Below are 15,617 nucleotides of genomic sequence, written 5' to 3'. Positions count from 1 at the left end.
ACTAGGCTGAAGCTCGCTCGGCGCCGAGAACCCGCAGCGGAATGTCATGGACTCGATGGTCCGCCCTCTCTTTCCGTCCGCCCCCTCATATGCGCGACGTCGAAACTCCGGGAAGGATTGCGTTGGAGCGGCGCTGATCAGACTGGTTGCGCCTCTTCAGTGTGGCGTGCGTTCCATTGGCGCAGCAGGACCGGGACCAAAAGCGCCACGCCGAGTAGCGAGGAATAGAGTTCGGGTGCCACCAGAAGCAGGGCGGCGAACACGAGCAGCACGTTTTCCCATGGGCGTGTGCGCACCAGAAGATAGCGCGATAGCGCGGCGCCCAGGCAGGTGATGCCCAGCACGCAGCCGAAAAAGGCGAGGAAGAAGTTCGGCCAGGTGAAATCCTTCGTCACCAGCAGCAGGGACGGTGAGAAGACGAACACGAAAGGAACCAGTGCCTTACCCATCCCCAGCCGGAAGGCGGTGTTGCCGGTCTTGAACGGGTCCGCCCCCGCCATGCCAGCGGCGGCGTACGCCGCCAGCGCCACCGGTGGCGTGATGTCCGCCAGCAGTCCGTAATAGAACACGAAGAAGTGAGCGACGATCGGCTCGGTGCCGAGCATGACAAGCGCCGGCGCCGCGATCGTCACCATAATGATGTAGTTCGCGGTCGTCGGGATGCCGCAGCCCATCAGGATGCAGACGACGCCAGTCATGATCAAGGTGAACAATAGGGTCAGGCCCTGGGCCGAGAAGATCGCCTCGGGGATGAAGGTGCCGAAGAGAAGGGAAAGGTGTCCGGCCGTCGATGTGACGATGTAGGACAGCTTGAAGCCCACTCCGGTCAGGGTGACGACGCCCACGACGATGCCGACGGTTGCGGCAGCGGCTCCGACTGCGAGCGCATATTTGGCGCCGTCGCGCAGACACGTCACGATGTCGGCGACCGACATGCGCCGGCGCGGATTGAGCAAGCCGACGAGAATACACAAGGTGATGCCCCAGAAGGCGGCCATGTAGGGCGTGTAGCCCGAGAGCAGCACGCCGATGAGAACGACGAGCGGGATGATCGTCGGCCAGTCCCGCTTCAGCGCCTCGACGACATCGGGCATCTCGTCCGGCCTGAGCCCCCTGAGGCCGGTTCGCTTGGCCTCGAAATGCACCTGCATGAACACGCCAAAGAAGTGCATGAAGGCGGGCACGATGGCGGCAAGAATGATGGTCGTGTAGGGCAGTTCGAGAAATTCGATCATCAGGAAGGCCGCTGCGCCCATGATCGGCGGCGTCACCTGACCGCCGGTCGAGGACGCCGCTTCCACCGCTGCGGCGAAATGTTTCTTGTAGCCGAGCTTGATCATCGCCGGGATGGTCAGCGAGCCGACGGTAACGGTGTTGGCGACCGACGAGCCGGAAATCATGCCGAACAGCGCCGAGCCGAAGATCGACACCTTGGCGGGACCGCCGGCGTAGCGGCCGGCGACCCACGCCGCGCAGTCGAGGAAGAGCTGGCCGAGGCCAATGCGGGTAGCGAAGACGCCGAACAGCACGAAGTGGAAGACGTAGGTGGCGACGACGCCGAGCGCGATGCCGTAGATGCCCTGCGTCGTCAGATAAAGGTGATCGACAAGCTGGGAGACGGACGCGCCGGGGTGCACCAGAATGCTCGGCATGTACCGCCCCAACAGCGCGTAGGCCATGAAGACGACGGCGATGATGGGCAGCGGGATGCCGACGGAGCGGCGCGTCGCCTCCAGCAGAAGCAGGATGAGGATAAGGCCGAACACCACGTCGAGCGCCGTGGGATTGCCGACGCGGAAGGCAAGGTCGTCGAGCGGGATCATAGGCACGTGCATGACGACGACGACCGCAGCGATCGCCAGCAGCCAGTCGAAAAGGGGTATGCCGAGCGGCCGCAGGAGGCTGGACCGCGCGGGCTGGTCGTAGCTTTTCTTCACCAGCGGGAAGACGAGGAAGATCAGCGCCAGCACCATCGACAGGTGGATGCCCCGGTGCAGCATTTCCTGCAGCAGGCCGAAACCGGCGGTGTAGTAGTGAAACAGTGACAGCGCCACCAGGAGGAAGCCGACCAGCCAGCCCGCGACACGGGTCAGTGGCCGGAAGCGGATTTCGGAGTCGAATTTCTCCTCCAGTTCGCGAGCGTTCTCCTCATCGAACTCCATTGCGGAAAGCTTGATCTTGTCGTCATCGCTCATGGCCGGTTCCGTGTCCTGAATTTCCAGACAAAAGAGGCGGAAAGCATCCCTTCCGCCTCGTTGTTGTCAGCCGGTCCAAATGGCTCTTATTTCAGGGTGCCGACTTCCTTGTAGAATTTCTCTGCGCCGGGATGAAACGGAATGCCAGCGCTGGTAACCGCGTTCTGGAGCGTGATCAGCTTGCCCTTGGCGTGGCCGGCCTGCAGGGCCTTTTGGGTTTCGTCGCTGTAAAGCGACTTGACGATCTTGTAGACGAGGTCGTCGGTCTGCTTGGCGCTGGTCACCCATTGAGCGGCGACGGAAATGGTCTTGGTTTCGCCGACATTTTTGTAGGTGCCTTCCGGCACGGTATCGGTGGAGAAGAACTTCTGCTCGGACAGCAGCTTGTCGGCCTCCGGGCCGGTGATCGGCACCAGCGTGATGTTGTTGGTGGTGGCAAGCTCAACGATTGCGCCCGTCGGATAACCACCGACGAAGAAATAAGCGTCCATGGCGCCATCCTGCAGCCGCTCTCCGGCCGGGCCAGGCTTGAGATATTCGGGCTGCACGTCCTTTTCAGCCAGACCGTAAGCGCCAAGCACAAGTCGCGCATCGACGATGGTGCCGGAGCCCGGCTCGTCAAGAGAGACGCGTTTGCCCTTGAGATCCGCCACCGACTTAATGCCGGCGTCGGCACGCGCGACCAAATGGATCGTCTCGGGATAAAGCGTCGCGATGAGGCGCAGGTCGTCAACCTTGGGCTTGCCCTCATAGAGGCCGGTGCCCGAATGCGCCCAGTAGGCGACGTCGGATTGCGTGAAGCCCGATTCGGACGCGCCCGACTGGATGGCGCTGATGTTGGCCACCGAACCGTTGGAGGACGTGGCGGTGGCGACCAAGCCTTCGACGCCGGCCGCCCCGGTTGCCGAGATGGCGTTGGCGATCAGGCCGCCCACCGGATAGTAGGTGCCGGACGTTCCGCCCGTGCCGATGCGGAAAAACGCCTGCTGCGCGCGTGCCGGCGAAAATCCGGCCGCAGCCAAAGCCAGAGCGCCCGCGCCTATGGAAAAGGTGCGGCGGTTGATCGAAATAGTCATGCTACCTCCCAGTCTAAAAACCGGCAGGATGTTGCAGCGGCCAAGGTGTTGTCAACCTGTACGCGCTTTTTGAGAGCGGATCGGTCCTCGCGGGCTGGCCGTGGCGCATCCTCAATAGGTGCAAATTTTGAAGAAGCACCAAAATTCGATCTGAGCCTTTATCATTGGTTGAACGGCAGTAGTTCGCATCCTTGCGCCAAAAAGCTGCCTGTCTGAATTCGGCCCAAACGCAGCCATTCACCTCAACCCGCCCCTATCTCTCCTCCACAATCCTCAAATAAACCGCCGTCACGAACAGCACGATCAGCCCGACAAGATCCGCCTTGCCCCTTCCGGCATCTGCAGGATCGTCAGCACGGTCAGGATCAGGGCGCCGAGGATGGTGCCGGTGTAGACACCGCGGCCGCCGAAGATCGAGGTGCCGCCAATGACGGCGGCCACCCCGGCGCCTTCTGCCGGAAGGCGCGGCAGGCTATGGATACTTGGTCGGCGGTACGGCAGGGTTCAAATCGCCCTGCAGTTCCTTCGGCAGCGGCAGGCTTGAGCATTGCAGGTGCACTTCGCGGGCGAACAGCTTTCGTTGCTTCTGCTCATGCTCCTTGATGGCTGCGACGAGCCCCATCGAGTATGGACCAAGCAAGACGCCGAAACCCCACCCCGGATGCTCTTTCTCGCGAGCCTCGTAATCCGAAGCCGCCCTGCGGGCCTGCTGGCATGCCGGGGAGGCCCATTTCTGGTCCTGCTGCGAAAGCGACGCCTCATAGTCGACCGGGGAGGTCGCGCACCCAGCCACTGCCGCAGCCAATGCGAGGCAGATTGCGATTCTCATCCGAAGCCTCTCCTAAGCCTTGTGAAGGCCTGCATAGACCTGTTCATCCCACAAGGCGATAGCTGCGGTCAGGTGCCCTCCCCACCCTCCGCCCTCTCCCCGGCCTTCCCGCAGCCGGATTCGAACGATGCCTGGAACCAAATCACGGGGCCTGGAACCAAACCACGGGCGAGACTGTTCAGTTGTAACTTTGATCCCACGCTGACATCCGGCCGGCAAAGCGGCGACATTGAGGAGTTCTCACCATGAAGATTTCATCCGGATTTCGTTCCATCGCGGTTGCCGCCATCGCCACCGCAAGCATCGGCTTTGCCAGCGCCGCGCATGCCGACAGCGGCACCATCCGCTTCGCCGTCTACAAGGCGGCCTTCTTCGTCGGTGGCTCCGGAGGCGAAGGAACGCTGACCTTCCATGGCCGCCGCTATCCCATCTCGGTCGGCGGCGTCTCGGGCGGTCTCGCCTTCGGCGTTTCCAAGACCTATTTCCGAGGTACCGTGCGCCACATCAAACGTGCGCGGGATGTGACCGGGGTCTATGGTGCGGCGGGCGGTGGCGGCGCGCTTGGCAAAGGGGCTCAGGTGATCGTCATGACCAATGACAAGGGCGCCCAGCTCGAATTGACGGGCAGGCAGGTCGGCCTGCAGGTCAACGCCGACCTCAGTGGCATGAGCATCTCGCTGCGGTAAGGGCTAGCTCCTCAGGCCCGGCGCTTCCTGCCCGGTGCGCTCGACATATTCCGTATAGCCGCCGCCATAGGTGTGGATGCCTTCGGGCGTCAGTTCCAGCACGCGGTTGGAAAGCGCCGCCAGAAAATGCCGGTCGTGCGAGACGAACAGCATGGTGCCCTCATACTGCGAAAGTGCCGTGATCAGCATCTCCTTGGTGGCGATGTCGAGATGGTTGGTCGGCTCGTCCAGCACCAAAAGGTTGGGCGGGTCGAACAGCATCAGCGCCATCACCAGCCGCGCCTTCTCGCCGCCTGACAGCACACGGCATTTCTTCTCGATCTCGTCGCCGGAAAAGCCGAAGCAGCCTGCGAGTGCCCTGAGCGGCGCCTGGCCGGCCTGGGGGAACGCGTCTTCCAGTGTCTGGAACACAGTGCGCTCGCCTTCCAGCACCTCCATGGCATGCTGGGCGAAATATCCCATCTTGACACTTGGGCCCCGCGCGACCGTGCCGGTATCGGGCTCGGAAGCGCCGGCGACCAGCTTCAGAAGCGTCGATTTGCCGGCGCCGTTGACGCCCATGATGCACCAGCGCTCGCGGCGGCGGACCTGGAAATCGAGCCCCTCATAGATGCTGCGGCTGCCATAGCCCTTGTGGACGTTCTTCAGCGTCACGACATCCTCACCGCAGCGCGGCGCCGGCAGGAAATCGAAGGACACGGTCTGGCGGCGCTTCGGCGGCTCGACGCGGTCGATCTTGTCCAGCTTCTTCACCCGGCTCTGCACCTGCGCGGCATGCGAGGCGCGCGCCTTGAAGCGCTCGATGAAGGCGATCTCCTTGGCCAGCATCGCCTGCTGGCGCTCGAACTGAGCCTGCTGCTGCTTATCGGCGATCGCCCGCTGCTGCTGGTAGAATTCGTAGTTTCCGGAATAGGCGGTCAGCGAACCGGCGTCGATCTCGACCACCTTGTTGACGATGCGGTTCATGAACTCGCGGTCGTGCGAGGTCATCAACAGCGCGCCATCATAGTTCTTCAGGAAGGATTCCAGCCAGATCAGGCTCTCCAGGTCGAGATGGTTCGACGGCTCGTCGAGCAGCATGGCGTCGGGCCGCATCAACAGGATGCGGGCCAGCGCCACGCGCATCTTCCAGCCGCCGGACAGCTTTCCGACATCGCCGTCCATCATCTCCTGCGAAAAGCCGAGACCGTCCAGCACTTCGCGGGCGCGGCCATCCAGCGCATAACCGTCGAGTTCCTCGAAGCGGTGCTGCGCCTCGCCATATTTTTCGATGATCTCGTCCATCTGGTCGGCCTGCTCGGGATCGGCCATGGCCGCCTCGAGGGCCGCCATTTCGGCCGCGACTTCGCTGACCGGCCCGGCGCCGTTCATCACTTCGGCGACAGCGCTGTGGCCTTCCATGTCGCCGACATCCTGGCTGAAATAGCCAATGGTGACGCCGCGATCGACCTGCACCTGGCCTTCGTCTGGCTGCTCCTGGCCGGTGATCATGCGAAACAGCGTCGTCTTGCCGGCGCCGTTCGGCCCGACGAGGCCGACCTTCTCGCCCTTCTGCAGGGACGCCGACGCTTCGATGAAGACAAGCTGACGGCCGTTCTGCTTGCTGATGCTTTCAAGTCTGATCATGCGGTGTCCGGGGAATTTTGCTTGCGTGAAACGATTTGCCCGGCGCCTTACGCGAAGGATAGCCGCAAAGGAAGAGGCGCAAGCGCCGCACACCGCCGATCTCCCCCCTCGTGGGGGAGATTGGCAGCTTCACCGCCAGACACACTCCAGAAACAAGATTCAACATCCGGGAAAAACTCGCGAAAACATCGCCTGTCATAACCACCCTCGCGGCGGTCACGCGGCCTGCGGCACAACGCGAAGAAATGGTCCCGAAACATGCAACGACGTTCGACCGGATGGATGGGTGCCCTGACAGGCATTTCGCTCGCCGTGCTTGCGGTCGCACAGTCGGATGCGGCGGTCACCCGGAGCGAATATTGCAGCCGGCTCGGCCTTCAACTCGACGGAGCCATCCAGACCAAAGCCAAACCCGGTGCCAGTGCGAGCCAGATCGCCGAGGCAACGGCACTCCAGGACAAGGCGAACCGGTTCTGTGCCGAGCGCAAGCAGGCGCAAGGCATCCGGACCTATGCCAATGCCCTGAAACTTCTTGGCGTGACACCGGTCGACCTGGACCAGTGACACCAACCATCCGCCACTCTCGGATAGCGACGGCGGTTCTTCCAGCGCATAGCACCGCTGAAATTGCTGCCGGCTACTTCTCGCCCAGATACTGGAAGACGGCCTGCTTCCACCAATCGCTTTCGATGGTCTGCAGGAGGGCGACATCGAGAGACTTGCGCAACGGGCTGCCGAGCGGCAGCGCAATGGCATATTGCTGCTGGTCGAACGTCGCATCGAGAACCTGCAGGCTTGTCGCGTAATTCTGCCCGACCAGCCAGCCAAGCAGCGGCTTGTCGTGCACCAGCGCGTCGATCTTGCCGGCGCGAAGCGCGTTGAGGCCTTGCTGGATCGAGGCAAAGTCCTGATGACGGATCTGGGTCGAATCCAGATAGGACGCCGTCGACGAGCTCTGCACCGCGCCGACCCTGACCGCGGCGAGATCGCTTTCGCCCTGCACCATGCCTTCCATCTGCGTCACCGTCAGCACCGATGTGACACCCGCGGTGAACACCGCGATCGCGATGATCGATCCCATCATCCAGAGCGCGGCCAGCACGCGCCCCGGCACGGTTCGCGGGCCGAAATCACCGGTGCTGGCCTGCGTCGCGGCGATGGTCGACCACCACATGCTGGAAAACAGTCCCTTGGCGACGCCGCCGCCGAAATCGTCATTGTGCCGGCGTTCGAACATCCAGATGAGGACGCCGACCACCACCGATATGATGACCAGCGCCAGAACCGCCTGCAGGAAGCCGAACGACGTCAGGGCATGCAGCACCGGCCGCCATGATGGCTGGTTGTTGAGCGGCGTCGCGATGCCGAGCCCGGTCGTGAAGAAGGGCTGCGTGAAGTCGACGGCCTTTTCGCGGTCAGCCGTGACCGTGATCGCGGCCATCGCCGCATCGAATCTGCCGCTGACGACGCCATCGATCTGGTCCTGCACGGCAGGCACTTCGACATAGTGGAAGCGCAGGTTGAGCCGCCCGGCCATTTTCTGCCAGAGGTCGATGCTCAATCCCGACCAGCTGCCGTCCTGCAGCTTGAACGCAAAAGGCGGCGCCTGTTTTATCCCGACCGAGATCTCTTTTGCCGGCGAGGCCGAGGGGGAAGCCAGGTCGGGAGAAGTCTGATCGGGCGAAGTCTGGGCAAGCGTGACCCCGGCTCCCACACACGCGACGATGACAATGAGACCCAGCGCCATCGTCCACGAAGCAACTCTTCTCAACGGCAACGACTCCCAGCGACCGGTCCGCCGCTCGATCGTCGCGGCTTTCGAAGGGTAGCCGCCGTGCCCTCCTCCGTCCACCAGCGATGTCGTTGCTGAAGCGGCCGCGCCACGCCGACCCCGAATTGCGCGAAAACAAGCAGTTGGAACAATTTCGCGATTCAAATCCTGAAGCGCTTCGCGCAACGAGGGATCCCTTGAGGACAGGCTTGCGGCGCCGAAGACGAACTCGCGCCAAACCTCACTTCCTGCCTTGCGGATGGATCGTCTCACCGCGCTTCAGCATTGCCACAAACGCTTCGATCTTCCTCTTGCGCCCGGCCTCCGTCTTCATGTTGTGAATGCGGAAGGCGAGCGCGAAGCGGTTTTGCGCGCTGAGCTTTGCCAACATCGCCTTCGCAGCGGGTTCGGCGTCTATGGCCGCTTGCAAATCATCGGGAATTTTCATCTCCTTGCCGCTGCCATAGGCGCGCGCCCAGCGCCCGTCGGCCTTGGCCGTCTCGACCTGCTTGAGCCCATGCTCGGTCATGCGGCCCTCCTCGACCAGCCGCGCCACATTGTCGATGTTGATCAGGCTCCAGATGCTCTTCCTGCCGCGCGGCGTGTAGCGCTGCAGGAAGCTCTTGTCGTCCAACCCTTTGCGCACCGCATCGATCCAGCCGAAGCACAGCACCACGTCGATGGCTTGCTTGGGGGTGATCGATTTCAATCCCGACCCCACCTTGTGCACCTTGATCCAGACTTCGGTTTCCGTGGCGTGGTGCTTGCTCAGCCAGGCGTAGAAGCCGGCAGGATCCGCGAATTCATGAACCTTGTCGGGATCGACCTTGATCGGCGCCATCAGTCGGCCTGTCCGTTCGATGCTGTTGCCGCTCGCGTCATCGCTCTCACTGTCGTCCTGCCTCCGGCATCATGCCCATCGTCATTGGCCAGCATCGTGGCATGAATTGCTGTCAGTTTCCGGCAGCAGACTTGGCAGGCGCGGACGGCGTTCCTTCGCGCCCCTCGGCCCGAACATTTTTCTTCCCGCCCCCTGTAGAAAGTCCCGGAATACCTGCCATGCTCGTGCTCGGGCACGCCGTCTCGCTCCCGGGGGAATACGCCATGAAATCTCTGTTGCTCGCCTTTGTGTTGTTTCTCCCCACGGCCACCCTCGCCGAGCCGATCGAAACCCGGAAGATCATCACGGCTGTGACTGGCGATTTCAATGGCGACGGCGCCGTCGATCTTGCCATGGTGGTGGAGACCGAACCCGGCCATCCGATGGACGTCCACTTCTTCCTCAGGGACAAGGAGCACAATTACCTCAAACCCGTCGAGATCGTGCACGAGCAGATCCAAGGGGAATGGAACGGCTACGAGCGGGCGGGCTACGAGAACTCCGACACCGAGCCGGAACTGACGATGCTGCCCAACGGCTCGATCAAATTCTACCTGCCAGCGATGGAGATCGGCAGCGAACGGACCGACATGACGCTGACCATCGCCTGGCGCAATGATGCCTTCATCGTCGCCGGCTTCGCCTATGACCACTATGACTATTTGAAGGAGAATGCCGAAAGCGCCTGCGAGTACAATGTGCTGACCGGCAAAGGCACCAGCAGCGAAAAGCAGCCGGACGGCAGCACCAAGCACAGGACCGTCTCGGTCGAAGGCCAGAGCATCGCCTTCAAGGACTGGAACCCCGGCACCACCTTCAGCGCTTGCGGCGCGTGATCGACGCCTCTTCGACCGACTTCAGCTTGGCGGCGGCGCTGCCGGCGTCAGCCCGTGGCGGCGCATGATATCCATCATCCCAGCCTTGTCCGGCGGACCGCCGGCGGCGGCGTGGAACATGGCGAATATCTCGCGGAAATAGTCCGGACCGATCGCCGCCGGTGTGACGACGCACAGCGCTTTCGCATCCGCGCTGCCATTGTTGTCGAAGCGATGGACCGCGCCACGCGGGATGCACAACGCTTCTCCCGGTCCGACCTCGATCGGCTTGCCGTCGACGGTCCAGGTCAGCACCCCTTCAATGCCGTAGATCGTCTCTTCGTAGTGATCATGGCTGTGCGCCGGCGCCAGCAGGCGCAGTCCGCTGGCAACCCTCAACTCAAAGGCGGCGATGCTGCCGTTCGAACTGTCGCCCGTCACCAGGAAGCGAATCGACAGCCCCTTGTCGCCGATGGTCTCATTGGCTGGATTGACCTGAAGATTCATGACCGACATTGCGCAAACCCCTCCGGTAAATTACATTTACTCGCTATCAGTAAACTCAATTTACCGGATCGTCAATGCCCACCTCAACGGAAGTTCTACAGACCAAGACCGAGAACCTGCTGATCGGCGCCCTGCTGCGCGTGCCGGCACAAGCGATCCAGCGGCGGCTGATCAAGGAGCTCAACGCCGCCGGTTTCGACGAATTGCGCCTGCCGCACATGGCGGTGTTGCAGTTTCCCGGACCGGACGGCGCGCGGCCCGGCACCATCGCCGAGCGTGCCGGCATGAGCAAACAGGCCATCAACCAGCTGCTCAGCAGTCTCGAAGGGTACGGCTACCTCGTCCGCTCCGACATTCCCGGCGATGGCGGTGCGCGCGTCGTACGGTCCACGGAACGCGGTCATGCCGCGTTCTGTAAAATGGTCGATATCCTGCACGACATCGAGGAGGAATGGCGCACCGAACTTGGGCAGGAGCGCTTTGCCCAGCTGAAAGCTCTGCTGTTTGTCGTCTGGGAAAGTCCGCTGGTGCGCTGAGCCAGAGACGGCGCTCGTCCGCCCTGCTCCATCGGCCTTTCCGATGGCACTATCGGTTTCTTCCGTTTCCTTCTGTCGCGCCGAACTGCCAATTCCTGCCCTTGTCCATCCAAGCAAAGGCAGAGCGATATGAACATCTCGAACCAGAAAATCCTGATCGTCGGCGGCGGCTCCGGCATGGGCCTGGCGCTGGCCAGGCGCTGCATCGAGGCCGGAGCCAAGGTGATCATCGCCGGGCGCGGCCAAGACCGGCTGCGGCAGGCGCGCGAGGCGCTCGGCAATCCCGCCGGGCTGGAGACGGCCGTCGTCGACATCGCGCGCGAAGACCAGGTCTCGGCGCTGTTCGCAGCGATTGGCGGACTCGACCACATCGTCTGCACCGCAGCCGACATCGAAGGCGCCTACCGGCTGCTGCCGGAGCTTGACCTGATGGCGGCGCAAAAGGTGGTGGAGAGCAAGCTGTATGGCCCGCTGCTGCTCGCCAAGCACGGTGCGCCGCGGCTGGCAGCATCCGGCTCCATGACCTTCGTCTCCGGTATCGCCGCCTATCGCCCAGCCGCACGCGGCTCCGTCGTTGCTGCTGTCAACGCAGCGCTCGAAGGCCTCGTGCGGGCGCTGGCGGTCGAGTTGGCGCCGATCCGCGTCAATGCCGTGTCACCCGGCTGGGTCGACACCACGATCTGGGCGCAAGTGGCCGGCGACAGGAAGGACGAGACGTTAGCCGCGATGGCCAAGCGGCTGCCGGTCGGGCGGATTGGCCAACCCGATGATATCGCCGACGCCATCGCCTTCCTGATCGGCAATGGCTTTACCACGGGAACGACGCTGCATGTCGAGGGCGGCCACCGCCTGATCTGAACCGCCGCTGCTTCCGTCAGGAGTTGTTTGCAAACAAGGCCTTGGAGCGGTTCGACGATTCAAGTCCTGAACCAGCCTTGGCGGGCTGCAGGGCCGGCACCAGCGTGTCGCGCGCGGCAGTGAGCAATTGCTTAAGCGCCGGCAGCTGGACGCGCCGGCGGCGCCAGATCATCACCAGCGGCGCCGTCCGCATCTGGCCGGGCCATCGCATTTCGACGATGTCGCCGCGTGCGAGCGCATCCGTGACGGCCAGGCGTGGAACGAGGGCGAGCCCCGCGCCGGCCGCCACCAGCCGCGCAATGGCGCCGATGCTGCCGACCTCGTTGGCAAGTCTGGGTGCGGCAGCGCCCGCCTCGGCAAAGGCCGTGTCGAACATGTGTCGGTAGATACATCCGGGCTCCGTTGCCACGAACTGCAGTTCGCCAAGCGCGGCAAGGTCGCCTGGCACGCTGCCCTGCCCCGGAGCCGCGACCAGCACCAGCGGTTCGGCTGCTATCGTGCGCCTGGCGAAGTGTTTATCCGACGCGCCCTTCGCGAAATCACGGCGGTCGAAGCAGAACGCGACATCGATGTCGCCATCCTCCAATTGGCGCAGCAGCGCGCCGCTGCCCGCCACCTTCATCCGCACGGTGATGTCGGGATGGCCGGCCTGGAACCCGGGCAGCCAAGGCGCCAGCCTGGCCGACGCGATCGTCTCCAGCGCGCCGATGGTCAGGTGCCCGCTTGTCGAACCTGCCGCTGCCTGCACGGCCGCGCGCGCCTCGCCGTCGAGCCGCAACAAATCCTCGGCAATCGGCTGCAGCGCTAGGCCTGCCGGCGTCAGCTCGAGACCGGACTTCGCGCGCGTGAACAGGGCAGCGCCAAGCTCGGCCTCGAGCGCCAGGATCTGGTCGCTGACGCTCGATTGCGCGAGGTGGACCACTTCTGCGGCCCGCGTGATGTTGCGGCTCCGCGCCACCGCAAGGAAGGTTTTGAGCAGTCTTGGATGCATCGTGTGGCTGACGCGCTATTGCAGCTGCGGCTTCTTCAGAAAACTGCCGCGGTCGGCGGACTTGACGCGCAGCCAGGTTTCGCGGCCGTCGCGCAGCACCCGCATCGGAATCTCGGCACCGGCCGAGCCGCTCTCCCACAGCTTGCGATAGAAATCGGCGAGTCCATCGACCGCGCCGTCGCGGATGTCCGAGATGATGTCGCCCTGGCGCAGGCCAGCCTTGGCCGCCGGACCGCCTTCGGTCACGCTCATCACCACCACTCTGCCATCGCTTTCGGCCGACAGGGCGCCGAGCCATGGACGCGGCGGCTTGGCCACCTGGCCGCGCGTCAGGAGATCGTCGAGTATGGGCGGCAACAGATCGATCGGCACCACCATGTTGATATCGGCGACCTCGCCATTGCGGCTCATCTGCAGGCGCAGCGAACCGATGCCGAGCAGCGAGCCATCGGCGCCGAACAGCCCGGCACCGCCCCAGGACGGGTGCGCCGGCGCAATGAAGATCGCCTCGTCGAGCAGATACTCCCAATAGCCGGCGAATTCCTGCTTGGTGACGATCCTGGCCTGCACCGACTGGCCGATGCCGTCGGCCAGCACCACGGCGTCGCCGATCCTGGCCTTGCCGGCATCGCCCAGCGCCGCCGCCGGCAGGCCGAGCGGCGCCAGTGCCTGCACCAGGCCGAAGCCCGATTCCTGGTCATAGGCCAGCGCGTGCGCGGGGATGACGCGGCCGTCATGGCTGGTCAGCCAGACCTCTTCCGCTTCGGTGATGAGATAGCCGATGGTCAGCACCAGCCCGTCATTGCGAATGACAACGCCGCTGCCTTCCCTGAGCGTGCCGAGCGCCCCGGCCGTAAAGGCATCTTCGGGAACAGTGGCCCGCACGGCAACGACCGAGCGCGGATTGGGATTGATGGTCATGCTTTTGTCCTGGGTGGGCTTTGGCGACATCTTCTATAGGTATGCCACGCAGGAGAAGGCGCAAGGGTAAGGAAGAGCCCAATTGCCGATGTTGGCACTGCGGGCATCGATAATAGTTCAACGCAAGTTGAACTTACACATCCGCAGCCCTAGTTAATGGCGACCTGCCATCCTTCCCCGACACGAGGCCACGAAATGACCGACTACACACCGCCGAAAGTATGGACCTGGAACAAGCCGAGCGGCGGAGCCTTTGCCAGCATCAACCGGCCGATCGCCGGGCCGACGCATGACAAGGAACTGCCTGTCGGCAAGCATCCGTTGCAGCTCTATTCGCTGGCGACGCCGAACGGCGTCAAGGTCACCGTCATGCTGGAAGAGCTTCTGGCGCGCGGCCACAAGGGTGCCGAATACGATGCCTGGCTGATCCGGATCAACGATGGCGACCAGTTCGGCAGCGGCTTCGTCGAGGTCAATCCAAACTCCAAGATTCCGGCCCTGATGGACCACAGTGGCACCACACCGGTGCGCATCTTCGAATCCGGCTCGATCCTGGTCTATCTCGCCGAAAAGTTCGGCGAATTCCTTCCGACCGAACAGCCGGCCCGCGCCGAGGTGCTGTCCTGGCTGTTCTGGCAGATGGGCTCGGCCCCGTATCTGGGCGGCGGCTTCGGCCACTTTTATGCCTATGCGCCGGAAAAGTTCGAATATGCCATCGATCGCTTCTCGATGGAGGTGAAGCGTCAGATGGACGTGCTCGACCGCCGGTTGGCCGAGACTGAATATCTCGGCGGCAAGGACTATTCCATCGCCGACATGGCGGTGTGGCCCTGGTATGGCGGGCTGGCACTCGGCCGCATGTACAATGATTCCGGCGAGTTCCTGTCGGTGCACGAGTACAAGCATGTGCAGCGTTGGGCGAAGGCCATCGACGCCCGCCCGGCAGTCAAGCGCGGCCGCATGGTCAACCGCGCCTTCGGTGAGCCTGCCATGCAACTGCATGAACGCCACGACGCCAGCGATTTCGAAACCAAGACGCAGGATAGACTGGCCGCCGAATAGGCCATCGCGGGTCGCGGCAAAGGAAACCCGCCCCGACGCGACGTTCGGGGCGGGTTTTTCCCAAGGTCCAGTACTGCGGGATCCCTAGTGTAGCACTTCAACAATCTGGCGGGTCTCCGGATCGACGAGGACCGTCTGGTCGTTGATCACCGCGACGCGGTATTTGACGTCGGGCACCTCACGCAGTTCGACCGTATCCGGCACCGACGAGCCGAGCTTGAGCTCGACGCCCAGAAGGTTCACCGAGGCAAGCGGTTCTCTCTTGATGTATTCGCGAACGACTGTCTCCTGCTCCGGCTGGACGACGACGACGTTTTCCGCCAGCGCCGCACCAATCCCGCCCATCAGGACGACGGCGGTCGCCGCGCTCGTAAGATAAAGTCTCATGGCCATCTCCTAGTGATAACTGAATTCCGCCCTCCATAAAAACTCCACCGCTGCCATGCGGTTCCATCGTAACTTCAGAATTGGAGATATTACGATTGCAGACTGGATATTGATTGGTTGCTGATCAAACGTTCGGCAGACAGCGTTCAAGAGTTTGAAAACTTGCACAGATATATACGGATATTTAGAGGGAAAAAATTCAATCTGAGCACCAGTGCGCAAATCGGCCGCGCATCCGCCTCTTCATCTGGACGATTTGAAAGGCTCCGGCACGAAAAGGGCTCGCCCCGCCGGGAGCAGAGCGAGCCATAACAGTACCGATGGAGGCGGCAACCTCATCGACACTGCCAGAGAACGCGAAGCATCAGCACTTGTTCCCAACCTGTCGGCCTGAGCACAATGCGGAGCGGTCGCGCATGCGTCCTGTTCCCATGATAACGCTGGGCCGAAATCTCCAGCAGGGATATGCTCAGAAGG

General features: G+C 63.0%; 16 protein-coding genes and 1 pseudogene. 6 read left to right on the top strand and 11 right to left on the bottom strand.

Going from position 1 to position 15,617, the window contains the following annotated elements:
• Positions 1 to 137: 137 nt before the first annotated feature.
• The 4 genes and pseudogenes from RPF88_RS02260 to RPF88_RS02245 form a co-directional block, all read right to left on the bottom strand.
• On the bottom strand, positions 138 to 2,195 hold the full coding sequence (locus RPF88_RS02260) for a TRAP transporter permease (protein WP_013530644.1): 2,058 nt from the start codon (positions 2,193 to 2,195) through the stop codon (positions 138 to 140).
• Between the two features lie 86 nt (positions 2,196 to 2,281).
• Positions 2,282 to 3,271 carry a TAXI family TRAP transporter solute-binding subunit gene (locus tag RPF88_RS02255; protein WP_024501713.1) on the bottom strand — a complete coding sequence of 330 codons (990 nt, stop codon included), beginning with the start codon at positions 3,269 to 3,271 and terminating at the stop codon, positions 2,282 to 2,284.
• 253 nt (positions 3,272 to 3,524) lie between these two features.
• A pseudogene (locus tag RPF88_RS02250) lies at positions 3,525 to 3,709 on the bottom strand (ABC transporter permease); the annotation flags it as partial.
• Between the two features lie 34 nt (positions 3,710 to 3,743).
• Positions 3,744 to 4,100, bottom strand: coding sequence for a hypothetical protein (locus tag RPF88_RS02245; RefSeq protein WP_013530642.1), 357 nt, complete (start codon positions 4,098 to 4,100; stop codon positions 3,744 to 3,746).
• Positions 4,101 to 4,345: 245 nt separating this feature from the next.
• On the opposite strand from RPF88_RS02245, the gene RPF88_RS02240 reads away from it, so the two are divergent.
• Positions 4,346 to 4,786 carry a hypothetical protein gene (locus RPF88_RS02240; RefSeq protein WP_024501715.1) on the top strand — a complete coding sequence of 147 codons (441 nt, stop codon included), beginning with the start codon at positions 4,346 to 4,348 and terminating at the stop codon, positions 4,784 to 4,786.
• Between the two features lie 3 nt (positions 4,787 to 4,789).
• Here RPF88_RS02240 and RPF88_RS02235 read toward each other — a convergent pair whose 3' ends face one another.
• Complete coding sequence (locus RPF88_RS02235; RefSeq protein ID WP_013530640.1) at positions 4,790 to 6,412, bottom strand: ABC-F family ATP-binding cassette domain-containing protein; 1,623 nt, start codon at positions 6,410 to 6,412, stop codon at positions 4,790 to 4,792.
• Between the two features lie 282 nt (positions 6,413 to 6,694).
• On the opposite strand from RPF88_RS02235, the gene RPF88_RS02230 reads away from it, so the two are divergent.
• Positions 6,695 to 6,976 (top strand): hypothetical protein, encoded by a 282-nt coding sequence (locus RPF88_RS02230; protein ID WP_013530639.1) that lies wholly within the window; start codon positions 6,695 to 6,697, stop codon positions 6,974 to 6,976.
• Between the two features lie 73 nt (positions 6,977 to 7,049).
• Here RPF88_RS02230 and RPF88_RS02225 read toward each other — a convergent pair whose 3' ends face one another.
• Together RPF88_RS02225 and RPF88_RS02220 are read right to left on the bottom strand one after the other, a co-directional pair.
• Entirely contained in the window at positions 7,050 to 8,183 is a 1,134-nt protein-coding gene (locus RPF88_RS02225; RefSeq protein WP_224621835.1) for a transporter substrate-binding domain-containing protein, read from the bottom strand.
• 241 nt (positions 8,184 to 8,424) lie between these two features.
• Positions 8,425 to 9,024, bottom strand: a complete 600-nt coding sequence (locus RPF88_RS02220; protein ID WP_063172634.1) for a YdeI/OmpD-associated family protein — start codon at positions 9,022 to 9,024, stop codon at positions 8,425 to 8,427.
• Between the two features lie 263 nt (positions 9,025 to 9,287).
• Between RPF88_RS02220 and RPF88_RS02215 the strand changes: the two genes are divergently transcribed.
• Positions 9,288 to 9,899, top strand: a complete 612-nt coding sequence (locus tag RPF88_RS02215) for a hypothetical protein (RefSeq protein ID WP_063173738.1) — start codon at positions 9,288 to 9,290, stop codon at positions 9,897 to 9,899.
• A 21-nt stretch (positions 9,900 to 9,920) separates the two neighbouring features.
• On the opposite strand, the gene RPF88_RS02210 is transcribed toward RPF88_RS02215, so the two are convergent.
• Positions 9,921 to 10,394 (bottom strand): cupin domain-containing protein, encoded by a 474-nt coding sequence (locus tag RPF88_RS02210; protein ID WP_027160820.1) that lies wholly within the window; start codon positions 10,392 to 10,394, stop codon positions 9,921 to 9,923.
• Positions 10,395 to 10,459: 65 nt separating this feature from the next.
• Here RPF88_RS02210 and RPF88_RS02205 point away from each other — a divergent pair, with 65 nt between their 5' ends.
• Positions 10,460 to 10,921 (top strand): MarR family winged helix-turn-helix transcriptional regulator, encoded by a 462-nt coding sequence (locus tag RPF88_RS02205; protein ID WP_337121627.1) that lies wholly within the window; start codon positions 10,460 to 10,462, stop codon positions 10,919 to 10,921.
• A 129-nt stretch (positions 10,922 to 11,050) separates the two neighbouring features.
• Positions 11,051 to 11,779 carry an SDR family oxidoreductase gene (locus tag RPF88_RS02200; protein WP_224621837.1) on the top strand — a complete coding sequence of 243 codons (729 nt, stop codon included), beginning with the start codon at positions 11,051 to 11,053 and terminating at the stop codon, positions 11,777 to 11,779.
• 16 nt (positions 11,780 to 11,795) lie between these two features.
• Here RPF88_RS02200 and RPF88_RS02195 read toward each other — a convergent pair whose 3' ends face one another.
• Positions 11,796 to 12,770: a LysR family transcriptional regulator gene (locus RPF88_RS02195; protein ID WP_337121626.1), complete on the bottom strand. Its 975-nt coding sequence runs from the start codon at positions 12,768 to 12,770 to the stop codon at positions 11,796 to 11,798.
• 15 nt (positions 12,771 to 12,785) lie between these two features.
• Complete coding sequence (locus tag RPF88_RS02190) at positions 12,786 to 13,691, bottom strand: S1C family serine protease (RefSeq protein WP_337121625.1); 906 nt, start codon at positions 13,689 to 13,691, stop codon at positions 12,786 to 12,788.
• Positions 13,692 to 13,886: 195 nt separating this feature from the next.
• Between RPF88_RS02190 and yghU the strand changes: the two genes are divergently transcribed.
• Positions 13,887 to 14,753, top strand: coding sequence for a glutathione-dependent disulfide-bond oxidoreductase (yghU, locus tag RPF88_RS02185; RefSeq protein WP_013530630.1), 867 nt, complete (start codon positions 13,887 to 13,889; stop codon positions 14,751 to 14,753).
• 84 nt (positions 14,754 to 14,837) lie between these two features.
• Here yghU and RPF88_RS02180 read toward each other — a convergent pair whose 3' ends face one another.
• Positions 14,838 to 15,140: a DUF1236 domain-containing protein gene (locus RPF88_RS02180; RefSeq protein WP_013530629.1), complete on the bottom strand. Its 303-nt coding sequence runs from the start codon at positions 15,138 to 15,140 to the stop codon at positions 14,838 to 14,840.
• Between the last annotated feature and the right edge of the window lie 477 nt (positions 15,141 to 15,617).

Origin of the sequence: Mesorhizobium sp. ISC11, from assembly GCF_037162595.1 — a bacterium.
In the GTDB taxonomy this organism is placed as follows: domain Bacteria; phylum Pseudomonadota; class Alphaproteobacteria; order Rhizobiales; family Rhizobiaceae; genus Mesorhizobium; species Mesorhizobium ciceri.
This window is presented reverse-complemented; position numbering and strand designations above follow the sequence as displayed.